Origin of the sequence: Pseudonocardia sp. 73-21, assembly GCF_001899645.1 — a bacterium.
Lineage (GTDB): Bacteria > Actinomycetota > Actinomycetes > Mycobacteriales > Pseudonocardiaceae > Pseudonocardia.
This window is the reverse complement of sequence record NZ_MKVV01000044.1, coordinates 239,212-256,543: the sequence shown is the minus strand read 5'-3', so window position 1 is coordinate 256,543 and position 17,332 is coordinate 239,212. Positions and strand designations below refer to the sequence as shown.

Below are 17,332 nucleotides of genomic sequence, written 5' to 3'. Positions count from 1 at the left end.
CTCGGCGTTCAGCACCCGGCGATCACGACCCGCGAGCCCAGGTGAAAGGAGTGTCGCGGCCGGCGACCGGGGCGCGGAGATCCCCGACACCAACCCGGCCCCGGTGACCTCCCCGGCGCCCGGGTAGCGGACAGCTCGGGTTCGCGCGCAACCGGCGCGTCACCGGGCCGCGTCACCGGGCCGCGTCACCGGGCCGCTGCAGCAGCCGACGCTCTGCCCCGCCGCACCCGCCCGCGGCGCCGGGTACCAGGACGTGCTCCGCCAGCCACACCAACTGATTCATCGCCTGCACGAGTGTCCTTGAGACCTGGTCTCAAAACCGGGCGAGTCGCTACGTGATCTTCGGTCTCTGATCGTTGATCGTCGTCGGTCGTGGCGAAGAGCAAGCAGCAGCGGTTGGTCGAAGATCGACTCTGGGAGCTGATCGAGCCGCTGATCCCGCGCGTCCAGCGCTTCGTGGACCGGGTGGGCGGCCGCAGATCGACGATCGGGCCGCGCCGGAAGGGATCTTGTTCGTGCTCGACATGGCTGCCGCTGACGGGACCTGCCGGAGGGGCTGGGCTGCGGGAGTGGCAGGACGCCGGTGTGCGGAGCCGGCTGCACCAACTCGTGCTCGACGAGCTGTCTGAGGCGCAGCTGCTGGACTGGTCGCGGGCTGCATCGAGGTTCAAGCGGCTCGGGCTGCGCTACGACCGCACTGAGCGCACGACCGTCCCGCTGCTGACCCTCGCCTGCGCCTGATCAACGTCCGGCAACTGATCGAGACCGGGTTATGAGACCAGGTCTAAAGGTCCGCACCTCTACGCACCGCCCGGGGCCACCACCTGCAGCACCGCCGAGTTGCCCGGCCGTGGTCCGACGGCGCACCACAGGTCCCGGTGGCCAGAACAGCAGGGACATACCGGGAGCACTGGCCCCAGTGCACCGACACGGTCACGCGCCGCGCCCGTCACGCCGGGCGATGGCGTGCCCAGGACGGTCCGTGCCGTCCAGATGCAGCGAGAGCGGGCCGCCCTCGCCGTCGAAGTTGCGCCATCAGTTCTCGACGTCGGGGAACTCGACGCCGATGGTGATCGGGTCCCCCGTGCGCTGGTAGGCCAACCCCCCCGTTTCCGTTGTCGGACCTCTACAGCGTGAACTCCTTCGGCTCGACGAGCACCATCCAGTTGCCGGAGTTGTCGCGCGCCACGGCCTCGATGCCGTACGGACGCTCCTGCGGCTCCTGGATGAACTGGACGCCCTTGGCCGCCAGGTCGTCGTAGGTCGTGCGGCAGTCGTCGACGTTCATGCCGAGGCCGTTCAGGCCGCCGCCGTCCAGTGCGCGCTGCATCGCCCCCACCATGTCCGGGGACAGGGGCGGGCCGGGCTGGGCGAGGTGGACCTGCAGCTCCGGCTGGCTCGGGTGCTTCACGGTGCACCAGCGATAGCCCTCGCCGAGGGTGATGTCGGTGTGCTCGGCGAAGCCGAGGACGTCGACGTAGAAGGCCTTCGACTCCTCGACGTCCTTCACGAAAACGGTGGCGATGGAGATGTGGGTGATCATGCGGGAAGGTTAGGACGGGCCGGGCCCCGGATGCTTCTCCTCCGTTGCGGACCCTCTACGCTCCGCGAGCCCCCACATCAGGATGAAGCAGCCCGGGATGTGCGGCGCACCGGTGGCCGCCCAGCGGCGCTGGAACTCGCTCGGCGTCTCCCCGACGAGCTCACGGAACCGGCTGCTGAACGAGCCGAGGCTCGAGAAGCCGACCGCGTGGCAGACCTCGGTGACGGTGAGGTTGGTGGCGCGCAGCAGGTCCTGGGCGCGTTCGACGCGCCGCTGCGAGAGGTGGGCCGCCGGAGAGAGGCCGTAGGTGGCCGTGAACAGCCGCTGGAAGTGGTACTTGCTGATCCCCGCGACGGCCGCGAGCGCGTCGAGGTCCAGAGGTTCGGCGTAGTGCCGGTCGATGTGGTCGCGGGTCCGGCGCAGGTGCACCAGCTGGTCGTCGGGGGCCCGGCGCGGCGGAGCGCTCACGGTGGGCCGCTCAGGATCCGGTGCGCCAGCGCTGCTGGTAGCGCTCCTGGCGTTCGCGTTCCTCGTCGGGGTGCGCGGCGGCGCGCGTGGCCTCGGCGGTGCCGCGCGGGTACCCGGCCTTCATGACGTGCAGCTCGGCGGTCTGGTGCATGTACGAGGCGGAGTAGAAGAAGCCGAGGAGGATGCCGGCCAGCACCGCACAGCCGCGGACCCATGGCTCGCCCGGGATGAGGACGAAGAGCACGATCACGAACGGCGCGAGCTGGACGGTGGTGCGGGCGAAGTGGCGCAGCACCCAGGTGCGCGTGGTGGCGTCGAACAACACCCACTCCCGGTTGCGGGCCGGGAGGCGGGCGCCGAACGCGTAGGCCACCCAGCGGAACGGGTTCGGTCGGCGGATGCCGTCCATGCTTATCACCCCAATGTTTTGTGCCCCAATCAGGCTACACTGGTCCAGTGCCCGAGAACCTCCTCCAGCTCGACCGGCAGGTGTGTTTCGCGCTGTCGGTCGCGGCGCGCAACGTGGTCGCGCTCTACCGGCCGCTGCTCGAGCCGATGGGGCTCACCCACCCGCAGTACCTCGTGATGCTGGCGCTGTGGGAGCGCTCGCCCCGGTCGGTCACGGACCTCAGCGGCGCCCTGGCGCTGGATCCGGGCACGCTCTCGCCGCTGCTCAAACGACTGGAGGCGGCCGGGCTGGTCGAGCGGCGCCGCGTGCCCGGCGACGAGCGCACCCTCGCCGTCACGCTCACCGACGCCGGACGCGCCCTGCGCGCGTCCGCGGAACGCATCCCGCCGGCCGTCGTGGAGCGGCTCGGAATGCCCCTGGCCGACCTCGAGAAGCTGCACGCCGTGTTGACCGACGTGATCGCCCGGACGCGCCGCACCCCCGACCCGTTGGCGGCAGCCGGATAGATGCCCGATAAGCGGCGGGTGTCACCGATCGGCTGCTCCGAACGGCCGCAATGTCGGTGACGGCGTGCGTCACCGGTCCGGGTCTGAGAAAGTCGGCGCGGTGCTGGCCCCCCGCGAGATCGACGAGTACCTGTTGCCGACGGAGCGGCGGGTGATCCGGGTGCGGCGGCACTGGGCGTTCATCGCGGTGGACGTCGCCCAGACCGCGGTGGTGCTGCTCGTGCTCGTGGTGGTGCAACGCCTGCTGCCCGACACCGTGCTCGGCGACAACATCATGTTCTACCTGGCGCTCGTGGCGGTGCTACGGTTCACGATCTTCACGATCCTGTGGTGGATCGAGAAGCTCGTGGTCACGGACAAACGGGTGATTCTCGCCGAGGGCTTCATCGTGCACAAAGTGGGAATGATGCCGATCAGCAAGGTGACCGACCTGACGTTCGAACGGTCGCTCGGCGGGCGCATCTTCGGCTACGGCACCGTGGTCGTGGAGTCGGCGGGCCAGATCCAGGCACTCAACCGGATCGACTACCTCCCCCGCCCGGAGGAGGTCTACGAGGCGCTGTCCGAGCTGATCTTCGGGGAGCAGGGCAAGACCCGCGCCACCGGCATGCTGGCCCGCCCGCGCTGGCGTCGCTGATCACCGCCGCGGAGCGGCGGCCCGGGCCTCGGGGTGGTGGCGGGCCAGCACGAGCACCGCGCCGAGCCCGAGCACCGCGAAGCCGACCAGGCCGGCGACCGCGCCCGGCGAGGTGGAGCCGCCCTCGCCCAGCATGGTGACGCCCAGGACCACCGCGACCAGCGGGTCGAGCACGGTCAGGCACCCGACCACCACCGACGGCACGCCCGCCGCGTGCGCCTGCTGCACGGCCCAGCCCCCGCCGACCAGCGCCACGACGATCCCGGCCACGGGCAGCAGCACCCCGATGTCGTCGAGGTCGTCGGCGCCGGTCGTGAGGTGCAGCGAGACGAGCCGCATCAGCGCCGAGACGAGCCCGAAAGCGGTGGCGCCCGACGCGGCGAACGCCACGCACCGCAGCCAGCCGGTGCTGCGGCTCCCCAGCGCGGCGAGGATGCCGGCGAGCCCCGCGGCGGTGGCCGCGGCGAGGACGGCACCGGCGAAGCGCGGCTGGGTGCCGGCCCCGAGCCGGACGTCCGCCAGCGTGACGAAGCCGGCGACGGCCGCCAGGCAGGTCGCCACGGTGAGCACGAGCCCCGCCGACGGCCGTACCCGCGTGCGCCAGGCCCCGATCACCACCGCGAACGGCACCGCCAGCACACCGATGGGCTGCACGATCGCCACCGGGGCGAGCACGAGCGCACCGGCGTGGGTGACCGAGCCGGCTCCGGCGAGGACCGCTCCGGCCAGCCAGCCGCGGGTGCGGGCGAGGGTGGCGAAGCCGGTCCGGCCCACGATGGCGGGGCCGGTGGCCACGATGTCGGACACCGCGCCGTTCTGCAGCACCGCGGAGACGGCGAACATGACGGCCGCGAGGGTGGCCAGCGCGACCGCGGCGACGGTCATGCCGGGACGATCTCGGGATCGGGGCGCAGCAGGCCGAGCGTGCGTTCGAGCACCTCGAAGCGCAGGACGAGGCTGAGGGTGCCGAACCACAGCACGACGGCGGGAGCGGCGACCCAGATGACGGGTGGGTCGGGGGCGGTGAGTCCGAAGTAGGCCTGCGTCACCGGGAACGCCAGAACCAGCGCGAACGCCACGAACAGGCCCGCCGCGAGCAGGACGGGGCGGCGGTCGTCGGTGACCGGGACCCAGGCCGTGAAGAGCCTCGCCGGCGGTTCGAGCAGCAGGATCAGGGCGAACGCGGTGACGGAGACGAACACCGACAGCCCGGACTGCGCGCCGAGGGTGGCCGAGGCGGTGAGGAAGTCCGCGTCGACGCCGTAGGTCAGCCCGGTGGAGCGCTCGAACAGGGCGATGCCCTCGGCGGACTGGCTGCCCGCGCTCGCGAGTCCGGTGCTGACCAGCTGGTAGAGGATCGTGTAGACCGCCGTGGCGAAACCGGCAGTGACCAGACCGACGGGGATCACGAAGCGCGCCAACGAGATCAGCAGGTCCTTCCGCGTCGGTGTCGGCCGGGCCCAGAGCGTCAGGGAGAACGTCAGGACGCCGACGGTGAACAGCGTCAGCCCCACCTGCGTCGGGGTGTAGGGGAACCCGAGCCCGAGCAGCGTGACGGTGAGGATCACCAGCATCTGGGTCGCGACCCGGGCGAGGAACAGGTACATCGACGAGCCGACGCCGGCGATGATGCGCCGCCCTTCGATGCGGGCGGGCGGATGCGCGCGGTGGTGCGCGACGAGCCCGACACCGCGGTGTTCGCATGGCCCTGGCGGGCGAGCTCCCGGGCCTCGTTCTCCGTCAGTCCTGCGGTGTCGGGCATGGTGGATGGTGGCATCTACGGTGCGGTGCCCCCGACGGTGGTGGTCGAGCCGTCGGCCCACACCACCAGCCCCGTGCGCCCGACGCGGTGCCCGAGCCAGGCCGCTGCGTCGGCGCCCTGGGCGTAGGCGGCGGTGGCGTCGATGTCCGCCCACGTGAGGCGTCCCGCGACGACCGTGACCGACGCGACGGCCGTGGGCGGCCGGCCGGTGCGGGCGTCGGCGATGTGCTGGCCCCGGCGGCTGGTGCCGGAGGTGGCGACGGCGCCGACGCGGACGTCGAGGGTGGCGAGGACGCGGGTGTGGTCGTGGGGGTCCTCGATCCCGATCCGCCACGGCTGCTCCAGCCCGCGGCAGACCATGTCGCCGCCGGCGGAGAGGCAGAAGTCGGTGTCCGCCAACGCCGACAGTGGCGCGGCGGCGCGCTCGACCGCCCAGCCCTTGACCACGCCGCTGGGGTCGAGGGCGCCGTCCCGCCACGCGGAGAACGCGCCCCCGGAGGCCCGTTCGGCCCGCCGGGCCAGCGCGAGGACCTCGTGGACCTCCGGCGGGCACTCGTCCTCGGTGATCTCGCCGCGGCCGAGGCGGGAGATCACCGACTCGGGCCGGTAGGTGCTGAACACCGCGTCGACGTGGCGAAGCTCGGCGAGGACCTGCTCCCAGGCCGCGGTGTCGTCGGCGTGCCGCCCGCGCTGGGCGAGGCTGACCGGCATGCCCATGACGTGCTCGACGTGTCGCCGGATCACGCGATGCCGGCCTGGTCGAGCGCGCTCTGCAGCGACGTGAGGTAGCCGTCGCTGGTGACGGTGGCCCCGCTGACCATGTCGATGTTCGCGCTCTGGGCCGAGAGCGTCTCCTGCACGAGCGTCGGGATGGCGTAGGAGTTGATCTCCTGGTCGCGGCCGTTGCCGTTCGGGTACTGGACGACGTCGACGGCGGTGATCTTCTTGCCCGCGACGGTGAGCTGCACCTGCACCGGACCCCAGCGGGTCGACGCCGTGGTGCCGGTGACGGTCGTGGTGCCGGCGGCGGGGGTGCCGGTGGAGGGGGTGCCGGCGGAGGGGGTGCCCGTCGAGGGGGCCGCCGCGGCGGCCGGTGCGGCGACCGCGACCGTGGACGGCATCGTCGACGACGTGGACGTGCGGTAGCCGAACAGCAGGACCACCGTGGCGAGCGTGGCGAGGAACAACAGGACGATGCGGCGCATGTCAGGTCACCAACCGAAGGGTTCGTTCGTGGTGCGGGTGGTGAGGTCCCCGCAGAGCGATGTCGTTCACCCAGGTCACCAGCCGAACGTCTCGGTGTGAATGGAGCCGTCCGGGACGCCGGCGGCCGTGAGGGTGCGGCGCACGAGCCCGGTCCAGACCTCGGGCCCGCAGACGTAGACGTCACGCTCGGCGATGTCGGGGACGCGGGCGCGCAGCGCGGTGAGGTCGTCGACCCGCCCGATGCCGTCGCCGAGCCAGGAGTCGGGCGCGCGCCGGCGGCCGGGCAGCGGCACGACCGTGAGGCCACGCTCGCGGGCCAGCGTGTCGAGCTCGCGGGCGAACAGCGGCTGGTCGGTGAAGCGGTGCAGCAGCACGACCTCACCGGGCCGGTGCTGCTCGAGCTCCTCGGCGAGTGCCCGCAGCGGGGTGACCCCGACGCCGGCGCCGATGAGCGCCACCTTCCCCCGGGTGCGGACGCGCTCGGAGAGGCGACCGAAGGGCCCCTCGACGAGCACCCGCGTGCCGGGCCGCACGCCGCGCAGGGCCGCGCTGCCGTCGCCGAGGTCCTTGACGGTGATGCGCAGGCTGCGACCGTCGGGTGCGGCCGAGAGGGAGTAGGGGTGGCCGCGGGTCCAGCCGGTGCCGGCGAGGAAGCGCCAGGTGAAGAACTGGCCGGCCCGCGCCTGGAGTGCGTCGAGATCGCGTCCGGTCAGGTACACCGAGACGCACCCGTCGCCCTCGGAAACGACGGACGTGACGCGCACGTGATGGCGGGCGCTGCGCCACAACGGCAGCGCGACGCGCCAGACCAGCACCGACCCGGCGGCCGCCGCCCAGAGCGTCCACCAGAACACGGTGCGGGCGGTGGAGGAGAGGAACTCCTGACCCGTCCAGAGCTGGTGCGGCAGCGCGAGACCCACGCCGAGGTAGGCGTAGAGGTGCAGGAGGTGCCACGACTCGTAGCGCAGCCGCACCCGGGCCGCCCGGATGCTGGTGACCACGACCATCACCAGGCAGAACGTGCCGGCGACGGCCAGCAGCATGCCCGGGTAGTCCACGGTGAGGTCCCAGGTCTCCCCGGGCGCCTTCAGCAGGTCGCCGGCGGCGTAGCCCCAGACGATCAGTCCGATGTGGGCGATCATGAGAGTGAACGAGGTGAAGCCGACGAGCCGGTGCACCTGCGCGAGGCGGTCCTGGCCGAACGCGCCCTCCAGCAGGGGGAGGCGCGCCATGAGGATCACCTGGGCGAGCAGCAGCACGGAGGCGAGCAGGCCGGTCAACCGGCCCGTCGAGGTCAGCCCCGACTCCCAGCCCCCCAGGTCGCCGAGGCCACCGCCGGTGGCCCACCACCACGTGACCAGGGCGAGGGCGGCGCCGAGGGCCGTCGTGGCGCCGAGGCGCACCCCGCGGTCGGGGGTGCGGGCGGGCCCGGCCCGGTGCGTCGCGGGTACGGGCTGCATCTGGATGGTGGTCACGTGGAGGGACCGGTTCCCGGCGTGCCGGCACCGGGGCCCGGGCCGCCGTCGCCGTCGAGGTCGGGCCCGTGGGGGTGCCCGTCGCGGCCGCCCATCATCGGGCCACCGCCGTCCCGCCCGACTCCGACGGAGGAGCCGCCGGTCCCGGCGACGGCGTGGCCGATCGCGGCGGCGCCGGCTCCGGCGACCGCGAGGACACCGGCGACGATGGCCGCCACCACGAGCCCACGGCGTCGGCGCCGCGGACGCGGCGCGACCGGCTCGGCAGCCGCGACGGTGGACGTGCCGTCACCCGTGGCGGAGGCGGCCGGGGCCGAGGTGTCCCGGGTGGGGGCGTCGGTGGCCGACGGCTCCCAGCGGGAGCCGCTGTGGGGGGAGTTCATTGCTGGCCTTTCGGGCTCGGGGGTGGTCACAGCACGGCGCCGAGGACGAAGCACACGACCAGCCACAGCACGACGAGGACGGCCAGCACGGCGGCCGTCCGGCACTGGCGGGCCGTCGGCTTCTCGGGCGCGTCGCCCAGCAGCGTGACGCGGGAGCGCCACACGGCCGAGATCCACACGTCCGACCAGGCCGGGGCCGTCGTCCCGGAGCCGGGACGGCGGGGGATGTCGGCGGTGAGGGGTTCGAGCTCGGAGAGGTGGCGGGCGGCGTAGGCGGCGGCCACCCGCTGGTCGGTCTCGTCGAGATCCAGGAAGCCGTCGCCGAGGGCCTGGTGGAGCCGGGCGACGGTGGCCTCCCGCTCGGCGTCGGAGGCGCGGAGGTCGGCCCGGCGGAGGTCGGACTGGGGGAGGGAGCTCAGTGGAGCTGCGGCGGACATCGGACTCCCGGGGTGGTCGGTCAGGTAGCTCCCACCGTGATCGACCGGGGTGAAACCTCGACGTGATCCGATTCGGAAGAAGGTAAGAGCCGCGCGGCGTCCACGGTGAAGCCCACGGCCGCGCCTCCGCCGGGCGGCGTCGAGACCGACACCGTGCCGCCGTGGCCCTCGGCGACGTCGCGGACGATCGACAGGCCGAGCCCGGATCCGGGCAGGCCGCGGGCGGCGTCGGAGCGGTAGAACCGGTCGAACACGCGCGCGGAGTCGGCCGCCTCGATGCCCGGCCCGTGGTCGGTGACCGTGGTGGCGCCCCGGCGGATCCGGACCCCGATGGGGCCGTCGCCGTCGCCGTCGAACTTGGCGGCGTTCTCCAGCAGGTTGCCGACGGCGCGCTCCAGCGCCTGGCGCCGCCCGTGCACGATCGAGCCGTCGGTGTCGATGTGCACCGCCCGGCCGGTCCGGCGGTGGACGCGCTCGGCCGCGTGCTGGGCCACCGCGGCCAGGTCCACCGGCTCCTCGGCCTCCTCGCCGCGCTGCGACAGCGCGAGCTCGACCAGCTCGTCGACGAGGTTGCTGAGCTCGCGCGTCTCACCCTGGACGTCGTCGATGAGCCGCGTCCGCGCGTCGGGGGAGAGCTCGTCGACGCGGCGCAGCACGCTCGCGTTGGTGCGCAGGCTGGTGAGCGGGGTGCGCAGCTCGTGCGCCGCGTCCTGCACGAGCCGGTCCTGCGCCGCCCGGGCCGCGGCCAGCCGGCCGAGCATCGTGTTGAACGACGCCGAGAGCCGCCCGACCTCGTCGCGCCCGTCGACGGGCACCTCCTGCTCCACCCCGCCGTGCGCGCTCACGTCCTCGGCGATCGCGGTGAGCCGCACCAGCCGCCGCGTGATCCGGCCCGCCAGCAGCCATCCCGCGCCGGCCGCCACCACCAGCACCACCAGGCCGACGAGGGTGACCTCGATGGCCATCCCCCGCAGCACCCGCTCGGAGTCGTCGACGTCGGCGGCCACCTGCAACGCGCCCCGCCCGTCGCCGAGCGCGGTGGTCAGCACCCGGTAGGTGCCGCGGCCGAGGGTGAACTGGGTGCTGTCGGTGGCACCGTCGGGGCCCGAGGCGGCCAGTGCCCGGGCCGTGTCGGTGAGCGGGAGCGGTACCGGCCTGCCCCCGATGAACGTGGTGGTGCCGTCCGCGGCCACCGCCCACCCGACCAGCGCCCGGGCGCCGTCCGGGGCGCGGCCGGGGTCGCCGCCGCGCCCGCGGCCGCCGTCCTCCGGCGGCACCCCGGCCACCGTCAGCACCCCGGTCTCGCCCGCGGCGACCGAGGCCGTCGCTGAGCTCAGGGTCCGGTCGATCTCCTGCCCGATGCGGTCGGACGCGGCCTGGTAGCTCAGCACCCCGACGAGCCCGGCTACGACCGCGCTGACCAGGGCGAACGCCAGCGCGAACCGGGACCGGAGACTCACGACACCCTCAGCGTGTAGCCCACACCGCGGACGGTGTGGATCAGGGCCGGGGCGCCCACGGCGGTGAGCTTGCGGCGCAGGTAGCCGATGTAGACGGCGAGGTTCTTCGAGTCGACGCCGAAGTCGTAGCCCCAGATGCGCTGGTAGACGGTGGAGTGGTCGAGCACGATGCCCTCGTTGCGCAGCAGCAGCTCCAGCAGGTCGAACTCGGTCTTCGACAGCTGCAGCTCCTCCTCGGCCCACCAGGCGCGCCGGGCCGCGGGGTCCAGCCGCAGCGCGGAGAGCCGCAGGACGTCCGCCGTCCCGTTCTCGGGGACGAACGCGGCCCGGCGCAGCAGCGCCCGCAGCCGGGCCAGCAGCTCGTCGAGCTCGAAGGGTTTGGGCAGGTAGTCGTCGGCGCCCGCGTCGAGGCCGGCGACCCGGTCCGGCGTCTCGACCCGGGCCGTCAGCATCAGGACCGGGGTGCGGTCACCCTCCGCGCGCAGCACGCGGCAGACCGCCAGCCCGTCCACCCCGGGCATCATCACGTCGAGCACGAGCGCGTCGAAGCTCTCCTTGTGGACCCGCGTCAGCGACTCCACCCCGTCGACGACGGTGACGACCTCGTAGCCCTCGAGGTCGAGGGCGCGCGCGAGGGACTCGCGGATGGCACGGTCGTCATCGGCGACCAGGACGCGGTGGGGCACCCGCCCATCCTGCCCTCGTTCCGGCTCGCGCCGGAGCGCGGCGAGGACCGGCAGCCAGGTGTCCTCCGAGATCACCGCGGGGCGGTAGAAGGTGGTGGTGGCCGGCACAGCGGGAGGAGCCGGCACAGCGCCGTGCAGATACCTGCTCCCGCTGGTCAACCGCGGTCCACTGCCGGACGATGGTCGCGGTGACGGTGCGACAGATCGACGTGGGCTGTGAGTTCCACTACTCGGCGCAGGTCCCCACCCCTGCGGTGATCCAGGTGCAGCCCCTGCAGGAGGGCCCGGTGACGGTGCTCAGCGCCGCCACCTCGGTGGCGCCGGACACCCCCGTCCGCACCTACACCGATCTCTACGGCAACCCCTGCCAGCGGCTCGTGATCCCGGCCGGCCGTTCGGTCATCCGCTACGACGCGCTGGTGGAGGTGCCCGACGCCACCGAGGACGTCGACGTCACCGCGCAGCAGTGCGCCCCCGACGACCTCCCCGACGACGTGCTGATCTACACGCTGCCCAGCCGGTTCTGCCTGCCCGACATGCTCGGCAACGAGGCGTGGGGGCGCTTCGGGGACCTGCCGCGCGACTACACGCGGGTGCAGGCCATCTGCGACCACGTCAACGGGCACCTGCAGTTCCGGTACGGCAGCAGCGGCCCGCTGAGCACCGCCGCCGACGTCAACGCGTCGGGGTTCGGGGTGTGCCGGGACTTCACGCAGCTCGCCATCTCGTTCTGCCGGGCCCTGAACATCCCGGCCCGCTACGTGTTCGGCTACCTCCCCGACGTCGACGTGTCGGTGGACCCGGCGCCCATGGACTTCGCCGCCTGGATGGAGGTGTGGCTGGGCGACCGGTGGTGGACCTTCGACCCCCGCAACAACCGGCCGCGCAAGGGCCGCGTCCTCATCGGACGCGGCCGCGACGCCTCCGACGTCGCCATGACCACGACGTTCGGCGCGCCGTGGCTGGAGTCCATGGTGGTGAAGGCGGACGAGCGGGTCGGCTAGCCCGCGTGCTGGACGAAGGATCCGACCGCGACGAGCCGCCCGTCCTGGCTGATCTCGGCCCGGGCGAAGGAGGTGCGGCGACCCGCACCGAGCAGCGTGGACGTCGTGTCGAGCGGGTGGGCGACGTCGCCGGCCGAGAGGAAGTCGAGGTGGCCGCCGCGCATCCGGACCGGCCCGTCGACGGCTGACGCCGCGGCCCGGGCGGCGAGGGCGAACAGCACCCCGCCCTGCACGGTGCCGGCCCGGTTCGCGAGCAGCGGCGAGGCGTGGAGCCGGCCGTCGCGGATCGCGTCGTCGAGGACGGCGTCGCTCCAGGAAGAGCCCGTCGCGGCCCGGACCGCCGCGAGCATCCCGGTCTCGGCGGCATCCAGGTCGGGCTCCGCGAGCGGGTCGACCGACGCCGCGTCGCGGAGCTCCCACGGCAGCACGGCGAACCCCGCCGAGCCGAGCGCGAAGGTGGCCGCGCAGTGCCCGACGGCCCGGTCGCCGTCGCGCACGGTGCCCGCGGTGGAGACGAAGCCGTCGTCGATCGCGGGCTCGTCGGCCGCCACGGTGAGCCGCGCCGCGGGAGGCAACCCCCCGGCCAGGTCGATCGTCAGGCCCAGCGTCGGCATCCGGCGGTCGGACCCCGCCTCGGCCCGCGCCGCGGCGCCGAGCGCGAGATCGGCGAGGACCGCGATCTCCAGGAGCCCGACCGGGGCCGTCCACCCGTCGGGGGCTCCGGTGAGCCCGAACGTGCCCTCCGGCGTGGCGCCGACGCCGGCCAGACAGGCGAGGGCAGGGGCGCCGGTGGTGCGGGCGATGGCGAACGCGCGCAGGACGTGCCGGTCGACGGGATCGATCACGCGCGGACGGTACCCGGCCACCGGGTCACCCATTCCGGTCGTGTGATGATGCCGTTGTGCAGACCATTCTTCGGGGGAAGATTCGCGTACTTGCGGGTGCGTTGTCCATTGTCGGGTTGATTGTGGTGGCCGGGTGCGGTCCGTCCGCTTCGTCCGCGAATTCCGCTCCGGCGACGGCGGCGGCATCGAGCGGTGCGGGATGCCAGCAGGTCGGCAGTGTGAACTTCGACAAGACGAAGTTCGTGCTGCACGCGGGCCTCGCGTTCGGCGCGTTCCACCACTTCATCTACAACCCGTACAAGGCGGGGTCGCTGCACGGCGTCGGGGCCACCGTCAAAGCGGGGTTGGCCGGGCTTTTCACCGTGCACGAGCTGAAGCTCGCGAAGGCCGACGCCGAGTCGTCGCCGACGCTGTGCAAGCTCGCCGCGCCCTTCGACGCGGCCGGTGCGGCGGTGACCGGGGCCCTGGCGAAGATCAAGGGCGGCAAGGCCACCGACCAGGACATCAACGGGGTGAGCAGCGCCGTCGACGCCGTGCAGAACGACTCGAAGGCCGACGGGGTGGCCGTGCCCGACCAGGTGCCGAGCGACGGCCAGCTCGCCTCGGGGTGATCAGCCGGCGTAGGCCTTGGCCTCGTCGATCCAGGTCTGGACCGTCTTCTCCGACAGGCCGACGACCTTGCCGTGCCGGGTCTCGATCATCTCCTTGAGGCTCGCCGGGTTGCGGTGGCGCAGCTCCTTGATGGAGTCCACCCCGATGGACTTGAGCATCTCGGAATGCTTCGGTCCGATGCCCTTGAGGTGGGCGAGGTCGTTCTCGACATGTCCGTCGGCCATGGCGTCGGTCCTTTCGGTGGGAATCGTGGAATCGGATGATCCACGATTCCCACCGAAAGGACCAGACCTGGATCAACGGCCCTCGAACACCGCGTGGCCGGGTCCCTCGGTGAGGAACGTCCGAATGGCGCCACGCAGGTCGCTCGTGTCGAACAACGGCCCCGCGATGGAGGGCACATCGGCGTCGGCCTGCGCGACGCCGCCCTCCAGGTAGGCCGCGATCACCTTCTTCGTGGCGGCGTGGGCCACCGTGGGGCCGTCGGCGAGCTTCCGGGCGAACGCGCGGGCCGCCTCGTCGAACCCCTCGACGGGCAGCACCCGGTTGACCACGCCCCAGGCGTGCATCGTGGCGGCGTCGTAGCGGTCGGCGGTCATGACGAACTCGCGGGCCCGGCCGCTGCCGGCGCGCTCCGCGAGGCGCTGCGTGCCGCCCATCGCCGGCGTCAGCCCGACGGTGGCCTCCACCAGCCCGAACGACGCCCGGTCGGTGGCCAGGATGAGGTCGCAGGCGAGTGCGAGCTCGAACCCCCAGGTCAGGCACGTGTGGTGGGCGGCGAACACCGTGGGGCAGGCCAGTGCGGCCACCCGCTGCGCGACGGACACCAGCCCGGCGAACATCGCCGAGGCCGCCTCGGCGTCGGCCAGCGCGTCGAAGGTGCTGACGTCCACGCCGCCCGTCACGATCCGGCCCTCGAACCGGAACAGCACCGCTCGCGGGGTGATCGATTCCAGCTCGTCGAGGGCGGCGACGAGCGCGGTGCCCATAGCCTCGTCGTAGAGGTTGAGCGGCGGGTGGTCGATCGTGACGACGGCGAGACCGCCGTCCTGCTGCACGCTGATGGGAGGGGCCATGACGGGGATGCTGCCGGTCTGGGTGGTCGCGGGTCCACCCGGTGCGGGCAAGAGCACGGTGGCGTCGTTGCTGCTGCCGCTCCTGTTCCCCGTCCCGGCGTTGCTGGACAAGGACACCGTCTACGGCGGGTTCGTCGCGGCCGCGCTCGCCGCCGCCGGGCGGTCCGACGGTGAGCGCGAGGGCGACTGGTACGACGACCACGTCAAGGTCCACGAGTACGGCGGGCTGACGGTTACGGCGCGGGAGATCCGCGCCCACGGCTGCCCGGTGATGCTCGTGGCGCCCTTCACCGGGCAGATCCGCGACCCGGCGCGGTGGGCGTCGTGGGTGGCGGAGCTGGGCGGTGATCCCGTCCGGCTGCTGTGGGTGCGCAGCGACGCCGCGACGCTCCGCGCGCGACTGGCCGGCCGGGGTCGGGCCCAGGACCTGGGCAAACAGGCCGGCTTCGACGCGTTCCTGGCCCGGATGCGGCCGGACGTGCCGCCACCGGTGCCGCACACGGAGATCGACAACCGGATCGGGGCTCCGCACCTGGAGAGCCGGCTCAGGGCTGTTGTGCGCGTCGCCGCGCTCCCATCCCCGCCCGGTACTGCTTCGGTGCGGGGTGGCCGCGGTAGTCCTGGTCCAGCGCCGCGTTGAGCGTCCAGTACGGGTCGACCAGGTGCGGGCGGGCCAGGCAGCACAGGTCCGCGCGGCCGCTGGCGATGATCGTGTTGGCGTCCTCGACCGAGGCGATGGCGCCGACGGTCATGGTCGGGATCCCGGTCTCCTGACGGATCCGGTCCGCGAACGGCGTCTGGTAGAGCCGCCCGTACGCGGGCTCCGCGTCGGTGCTGGTCTGGCCGGTGGAGACGTCGACGATGTCGGCGCCGTGCTCGGCCAGCATCCGGGCGAGCGCGACGGCGTCGTCGCCGGTGAAGCCGCCGTCCACCCAGTCGGTGGCGCTGATCCGCACACTGATCGGGCCGGTCCACCCGGCGCGCACGGCGTCGAGGATCTCGAGGCCGAAGCGGGCGCGGCCGGCGAGGTCGCCGCCGTAGCCGTCGGTGCGGTGGTTCGACAGCGGCGACAGGAAGCTCGAGACCAGGTAGCCGTGCGCGAAGTGCAGCTCCAGCAGGTCGAAGCCGACCGCGGCGGCACGCTGCGCAGCGGCGACGTGGTCGGTGATCACGGCGTCGATGTCGTCCTGCCTCATCTCCCGCGGTACCTCGGAGTCGGAGCGGTACGGGATCGGCGACGGGCCGAGGATCTCCCAGTTGCCGTCGTCGAGCGGGTCGTCGATGCCCTCCCACATGACCTTGGTGGAGCCCTTGCGGCCGGCGTGGCCCAGCTGCAGCCCGATCTTCGCCTCGCTGTTGGCGTGCACGAACTCGACGACACGGCCCCACGCGGCGGCCTGCTCGTCGTTCCAGATGCCGGGGCAGCCGGGCGTGATCCGCGCGTCCGGCGACGTGCAGGTCATCTCGGTCATGACCAGCCCCGCCCCGCCGACCGCCCGCCCGCCGAGGTGCACGAGGTGCCAGTCGGTAGGCATCCCGTCGACGGCGGAGTACTGCGCCATCGGCGAGACGACGATCCGGTTGGCCAGCTCCACGCCGCGGAGCGTGTAGGGGTGGAACATCGGCGGCGTTCCGTCCACAACGGACAGACCCAGCGCGCGGGTGCGGTCGGCCAGCCAACGGTCCAGCCGGTCCACATAGGACACGTCGCGCAGCTTGAGGTTGTCGTACGTGACGCGCTGGCTGCGCGTGAGCAGCTGGAACACGAACTGCTCGGGCGGCAGGTCGCGGTAGCGCGCCGCGCCCTCGAACCACTCCAGGCTGGTCTGCGCCGAGCGCTGCAGCGACGCGACAACCGGCTGCCGGTCGTCCTCGTACGCCTTGAGCGCGGCCTCGATGCTGGGCTCGCGGTGGACGGAGGCGGCGAGGCTGATCGCGTCCTCCAGCGCGAGTTTGATGCCCGAGCCGATGGAGAAGTGCGCGGTGTGAGCGGCATCGCCGACGAGCGCGACGTTGTCGGCCGACCAGCTGCGGTTGCGGATGACCGTGAACGACAGCCAGCCGGAGTTGTTGCCGATCAGCGCGTGGCCGTCGAGGTGCTCGGCGAAGATCCGCTCGCAGAAGGCCATCGTGGCCTCGTCGTTCTCACCCGGCTTGCGGGCGACGGTGGCGTACGCGTCGAGGCCGGCGCGGCGCCACGTCTGCTCGTCGGTCTCCACGATGAACGTGGCGCGTCGGGAGTCGAAGGGGTAGATGTGGGCCCAGAACAGGCCGAACTCGGTCTCCACGAACAGGAACGTGAAGCAGTCGAACGGGCGCGTGGTGCCGAACCAGACGTACTTGGCCGAGCGGCGGTCGACGCTCGGGTGGAGGTGCTCCGCCAGCGCCGTCCGGATCGGGGAGTTCACGCCGTCGGAGGCGATGACGAGGTCGTTGTCGCGCTGGAGGTCCGCGAGAGCCGGAGCCGGGGTGCGGTACCGGACGTCGACGCCCAGCTCCAGCGCCCGCTCGCCGAGGATGGCCAGCAGCCGCTTGCGCTCCAGCGCGGCGAACGCGTGGCCGTCGGAGCGCTCGCGGACGCCGAGGAAGTCGGTGTCGATCGCGCTCCAGTGCCGGAACCCGGCCTCGATGCGCCCGAACGACTCCGGGTCGGCGTCGGCGATGTTGTCGAGCGTCTCCTGGGAGAACACGACGCCGAAGCCGAACGTGTCGTCGGCGGCGTTGCGCTCGTAGACGGTGATCTCGCGGGTGGGGTCGGACTTCTTCAGCAGGATCGCGCTGAACAGCCCGCCCGGGCCGCCCCCGACGGATGCGATCTTCATG

22 protein-coding genes are annotated in these 17,332 nt (G+C 72.9%); 6 read left to right on the top strand and 16 right to left on the bottom strand.

Features of this window, described 5'->3' with window-relative positions; translation table 11 throughout:
• Positions 1–372 precede the first annotated feature (372 nt).
• Positions 373–741, top strand: a complete 369-nt coding sequence (locus BGP03_RS13795; protein WP_296373611.1) for a hypothetical protein — start codon at positions 373–375, stop codon at positions 739–741.
• Positions 742–1,126: 385 nt separating this feature from the next.
• On the opposite strand, the gene BGP03_RS13790 is transcribed toward BGP03_RS13795, so the two are convergent.
• The 3 genes from BGP03_RS13790 to BGP03_RS13780 are packed head-to-tail and all read right to left on the bottom strand — an operon-like array spanning position 1,127 to position 2,420.
• Positions 1,127–1,543, bottom strand: coding sequence for a VOC family protein (locus tag BGP03_RS13790; RefSeq protein WP_296373610.1), 417 nt, complete (start codon positions 1,541–1,543; stop codon positions 1,127–1,129).
• A 9-nt stretch (positions 1,544–1,552) separates the two neighbouring features.
• On the bottom strand, positions 1,553–2,011 hold the full coding sequence (locus BGP03_RS13785; RefSeq protein ID WP_296373609.1) for an AraC family transcriptional regulator: 459 nt from the start codon (positions 2,009–2,011) through the stop codon (positions 1,553–1,555).
• Between the two features lie 10 nt (positions 2,012–2,021).
• Positions 2,022–2,420, bottom strand: a complete 399-nt coding sequence (locus BGP03_RS13780) for a DUF5313 family protein (RefSeq protein ID WP_296373608.1) — start codon at positions 2,418–2,420, stop codon at positions 2,022–2,024.
• A gap of 47 nt (positions 2,421–2,467) precedes the next feature.
• Between BGP03_RS13780 and BGP03_RS13775 the strand changes: the two genes are divergently transcribed.
• Both BGP03_RS13775 and BGP03_RS13770 read left to right on the top strand, forming a co-directional pair.
• Positions 2,468–2,926, top strand: a complete 459-nt coding sequence (locus BGP03_RS13775) for a MarR family transcriptional regulator (RefSeq protein ID WP_296373607.1) — start codon at positions 2,468–2,470, stop codon at positions 2,924–2,926.
• A 100-nt stretch (positions 2,927–3,026) separates the two neighbouring features.
• Positions 3,027–3,563 (top strand): PH domain-containing protein, encoded by a 537-nt coding sequence (locus BGP03_RS13770; protein ID WP_298798895.1) that lies wholly within the window; start codon positions 3,027–3,029, stop codon positions 3,561–3,563.
• Here the strand turns inward: BGP03_RS13770 and BGP03_RS13765 are convergent, their stop codons facing one another.
• The 9 genes from BGP03_RS13765 to BGP03_RS13725 form a co-directional block, all read right to left on the bottom strand.
• Entirely contained in the window at positions 3,564–4,448 is an 885-nt protein-coding gene (locus tag BGP03_RS13765) for a hypothetical protein (RefSeq protein WP_298798893.1), read from the bottom strand.
• Entirely contained in the window at positions 4,445–5,170 is a 726-nt protein-coding gene (locus BGP03_RS13760; RefSeq protein WP_298798891.1) for a hypothetical protein, read from the bottom strand. Before BGP03_RS13760 ends, BGP03_RS13765 begins: the two co-directional genes overlap by 4 nt.
• Positions 5,171–5,340: 170 nt before the next feature.
• Positions 5,341–6,069: an FAD:protein FMN transferase gene (locus tag BGP03_RS13755; protein WP_298798890.1), complete on the bottom strand. Its 729-nt coding sequence runs from the start codon at positions 6,067–6,069 to the stop codon at positions 5,341–5,343.
• The gene (locus tag BGP03_RS13750) at positions 6,066–6,530 is read right to left on the bottom strand and encodes an FMN-binding protein (protein WP_298798887.1); all 465 of its coding nucleotides are present in this window, start codon (positions 6,528–6,530) and stop codon (positions 6,066–6,068) included. Before BGP03_RS13750 ends, BGP03_RS13755 begins: the two co-directional genes overlap by 4 nt.
• Before the next feature lie 75 nt (positions 6,531–6,605).
• The gene (locus BGP03_RS13745; RefSeq protein ID WP_298798885.1) at positions 6,606–8,006 is read right to left on the bottom strand and encodes a ferredoxin reductase family protein; all 1,401 of its coding nucleotides are present in this window, start codon (positions 8,004–8,006) and stop codon (positions 6,606–6,608) included.
• Positions 8,003–8,389: a hypothetical protein gene (locus BGP03_RS13740; RefSeq protein ID WP_296373596.1), complete on the bottom strand. Its 387-nt coding sequence runs from the start codon at positions 8,387–8,389 to the stop codon at positions 8,003–8,005. The genes BGP03_RS13745 and BGP03_RS13740 overlap by 4 nt, the downstream gene beginning before the upstream one ends.
• A gap of 26 nt (positions 8,390–8,415) precedes the next feature.
• A complete protein-coding gene (locus BGP03_RS13735) occupies positions 8,416–8,826 on the bottom strand; it encodes a DUF1707 domain-containing protein (RefSeq protein ID WP_296373595.1) in 411 nt (136 codons plus the stop codon).
• Positions 8,827–8,846: 20 nt separating this feature from the next.
• Positions 8,847–10,286: a HAMP domain-containing sensor histidine kinase gene (locus BGP03_RS13730; protein ID WP_296373593.1), complete on the bottom strand. Its 1,440-nt coding sequence runs from the start codon at positions 10,284–10,286 to the stop codon at positions 8,847–8,849.
• Positions 10,283–10,972: a response regulator transcription factor gene (locus BGP03_RS13725; protein ID WP_296373621.1), complete on the bottom strand. Its 690-nt coding sequence runs from the start codon at positions 10,970–10,972 to the stop codon at positions 10,283–10,285. The genes BGP03_RS13730 and BGP03_RS13725 overlap by 4 nt, the downstream gene beginning before the upstream one ends.
• 188 nt (positions 10,973–11,160) lie before the next feature.
• Between BGP03_RS13725 and BGP03_RS13720 the strand changes: the two genes are divergently transcribed.
• Complete coding sequence (locus tag BGP03_RS13720) at positions 11,161–11,976, top strand: transglutaminase family protein (RefSeq protein ID WP_298798883.1); 816 nt, start codon at positions 11,161–11,163, stop codon at positions 11,974–11,976.
• Here BGP03_RS13720 and BGP03_RS13715 read toward each other — a convergent pair.
• The gene (locus tag BGP03_RS13715) at positions 11,973–12,821 is read right to left on the bottom strand and encodes an acyl-CoA thioesterase domain-containing protein (RefSeq protein WP_298798881.1); all 849 of its coding nucleotides are present in this window, start codon (positions 12,819–12,821) and stop codon (positions 11,973–11,975) included. The two genes, BGP03_RS13720 and BGP03_RS13715, sit on opposite strands and share 4 nt — an antisense overlap.
• A gap of 218 nt (positions 12,822–13,039) precedes the next feature.
• On the opposite strand from BGP03_RS13715, the gene BGP03_RS13710 reads away from it, so the two are divergent.
• Entirely contained in the window at positions 13,040–13,432 is a 393-nt protein-coding gene (locus BGP03_RS13710) for a hypothetical protein (protein ID WP_296373588.1), read from the top strand.
• On the opposite strand, the gene BGP03_RS13705 is transcribed toward BGP03_RS13710, so the two are convergent.
• Together BGP03_RS13705 and BGP03_RS13700 are read right to left on the bottom strand one after the other, a co-directional pair.
• Entirely contained in the window at positions 13,433–13,657 is a 225-nt protein-coding gene (locus BGP03_RS13705; RefSeq protein ID WP_296373586.1) for a DUF4332 domain-containing protein, read from the bottom strand. It abuts the gene before it with no gap.
• Positions 13,658–13,729: 72 nt separating this feature from the next.
• Positions 13,730–14,509: an enoyl-CoA hydratase/isomerase family protein gene (locus BGP03_RS13700; protein ID WP_296373584.1), complete on the bottom strand. Its 780-nt coding sequence runs from the start codon at positions 14,507–14,509 to the stop codon at positions 13,730–13,732.
• On the opposite strand from BGP03_RS13700, the gene BGP03_RS13695 reads away from it, so the two are divergent.
• On the top strand, positions 14,508–15,149 hold the full coding sequence (locus BGP03_RS13695; RefSeq protein ID WP_298798879.1) for an AAA family ATPase: 642 nt from the start codon (positions 14,508–14,510) through the stop codon (positions 15,147–15,149). The two genes, BGP03_RS13700 and BGP03_RS13695, sit on opposite strands and share 2 nt — an antisense overlap.
• Here the strand turns inward: BGP03_RS13695 and BGP03_RS13690 are convergent.
• A complete protein-coding gene (locus tag BGP03_RS13690; protein ID WP_298798877.1) occupies positions 15,055–17,331 on the bottom strand; it encodes a bifunctional salicylyl-CoA 5-hydroxylase/oxidoreductase in 2,277 nt (758 codons plus the stop codon). The genes BGP03_RS13695 and BGP03_RS13690 overlap by 95 nt on opposite strands.
• Position 17,332 lies beyond the last annotated feature (1 nt).

Coding starts and splice junctions, on each gene's coding strand:
- BGP03_RS13790 (WP_296373610.1), bottom strand. CDS start 1,543: ATGATCACCCACATCTCCATCGCCACCGTTTTCGTGAAGGACGTCGAG.
- BGP03_RS13780 (WP_296373608.1), bottom strand. CDS start 2,420: ATGGACGGCATCCGCCGACCGAACCCGTTCCGCTGGGTGGCCTACGCG.
- BGP03_RS13765 (WP_298798893.1), bottom strand. CDS start 4,448: ATGACCGTCGCCGCGGTCGCGCTGGCCACCCTCGCGGCCGTCATGTTC.
- BGP03_RS13760 (WP_298798891.1), bottom strand. CDS start 5,170: ATGTACCTGTTCCTCGCCCGGGTCGCGACCCAGATGCTGGTGATCCTC.
- BGP03_RS13750 (WP_298798887.1), bottom strand. CDS start 6,530: ATGCGCCGCATCGTCCTGTTGTTCCTCGCCACGCTCGCCACGGTGGTC.
- BGP03_RS13740 (WP_296373596.1), bottom strand. CDS start 8,389: ATGAACTCCCCCCACAGCGGCTCCCGCTGGGAGCCGTCGGCCACCGAC.
- BGP03_RS13735 (WP_296373595.1), bottom strand. CDS start 8,826: ATGTCCGCCGCAGCTCCACTGAGCTCCCTCCCCCAGTCCGACCTCCGC.
- BGP03_RS13705 (WP_296373586.1), bottom strand. CDS start 13,657: ATGGCCGACGGACATGTCGAGAACGACCTCGCCCACCTCAAGGGCATC.
- BGP03_RS13695 (WP_298798879.1), top strand. CDS start 14,508: ATGACGGGGATGCTGCCGGTCTGGGTGGTCGCGGGTCCACCCGGTGCG.
- BGP03_RS13700 (WP_296373584.1), bottom strand. CDS start 14,509: ATGGCCCCTCCCATCAGCGTGCAGCAGGACGGCGGTCTCGCCGTCGTC.
- BGP03_RS13690 (WP_298798877.1), bottom strand. CDS start 17,331: ATGAAGATCGCATCCGTCGGGGGCGGCCCGGGCGGGCTGTTCAGCGCG.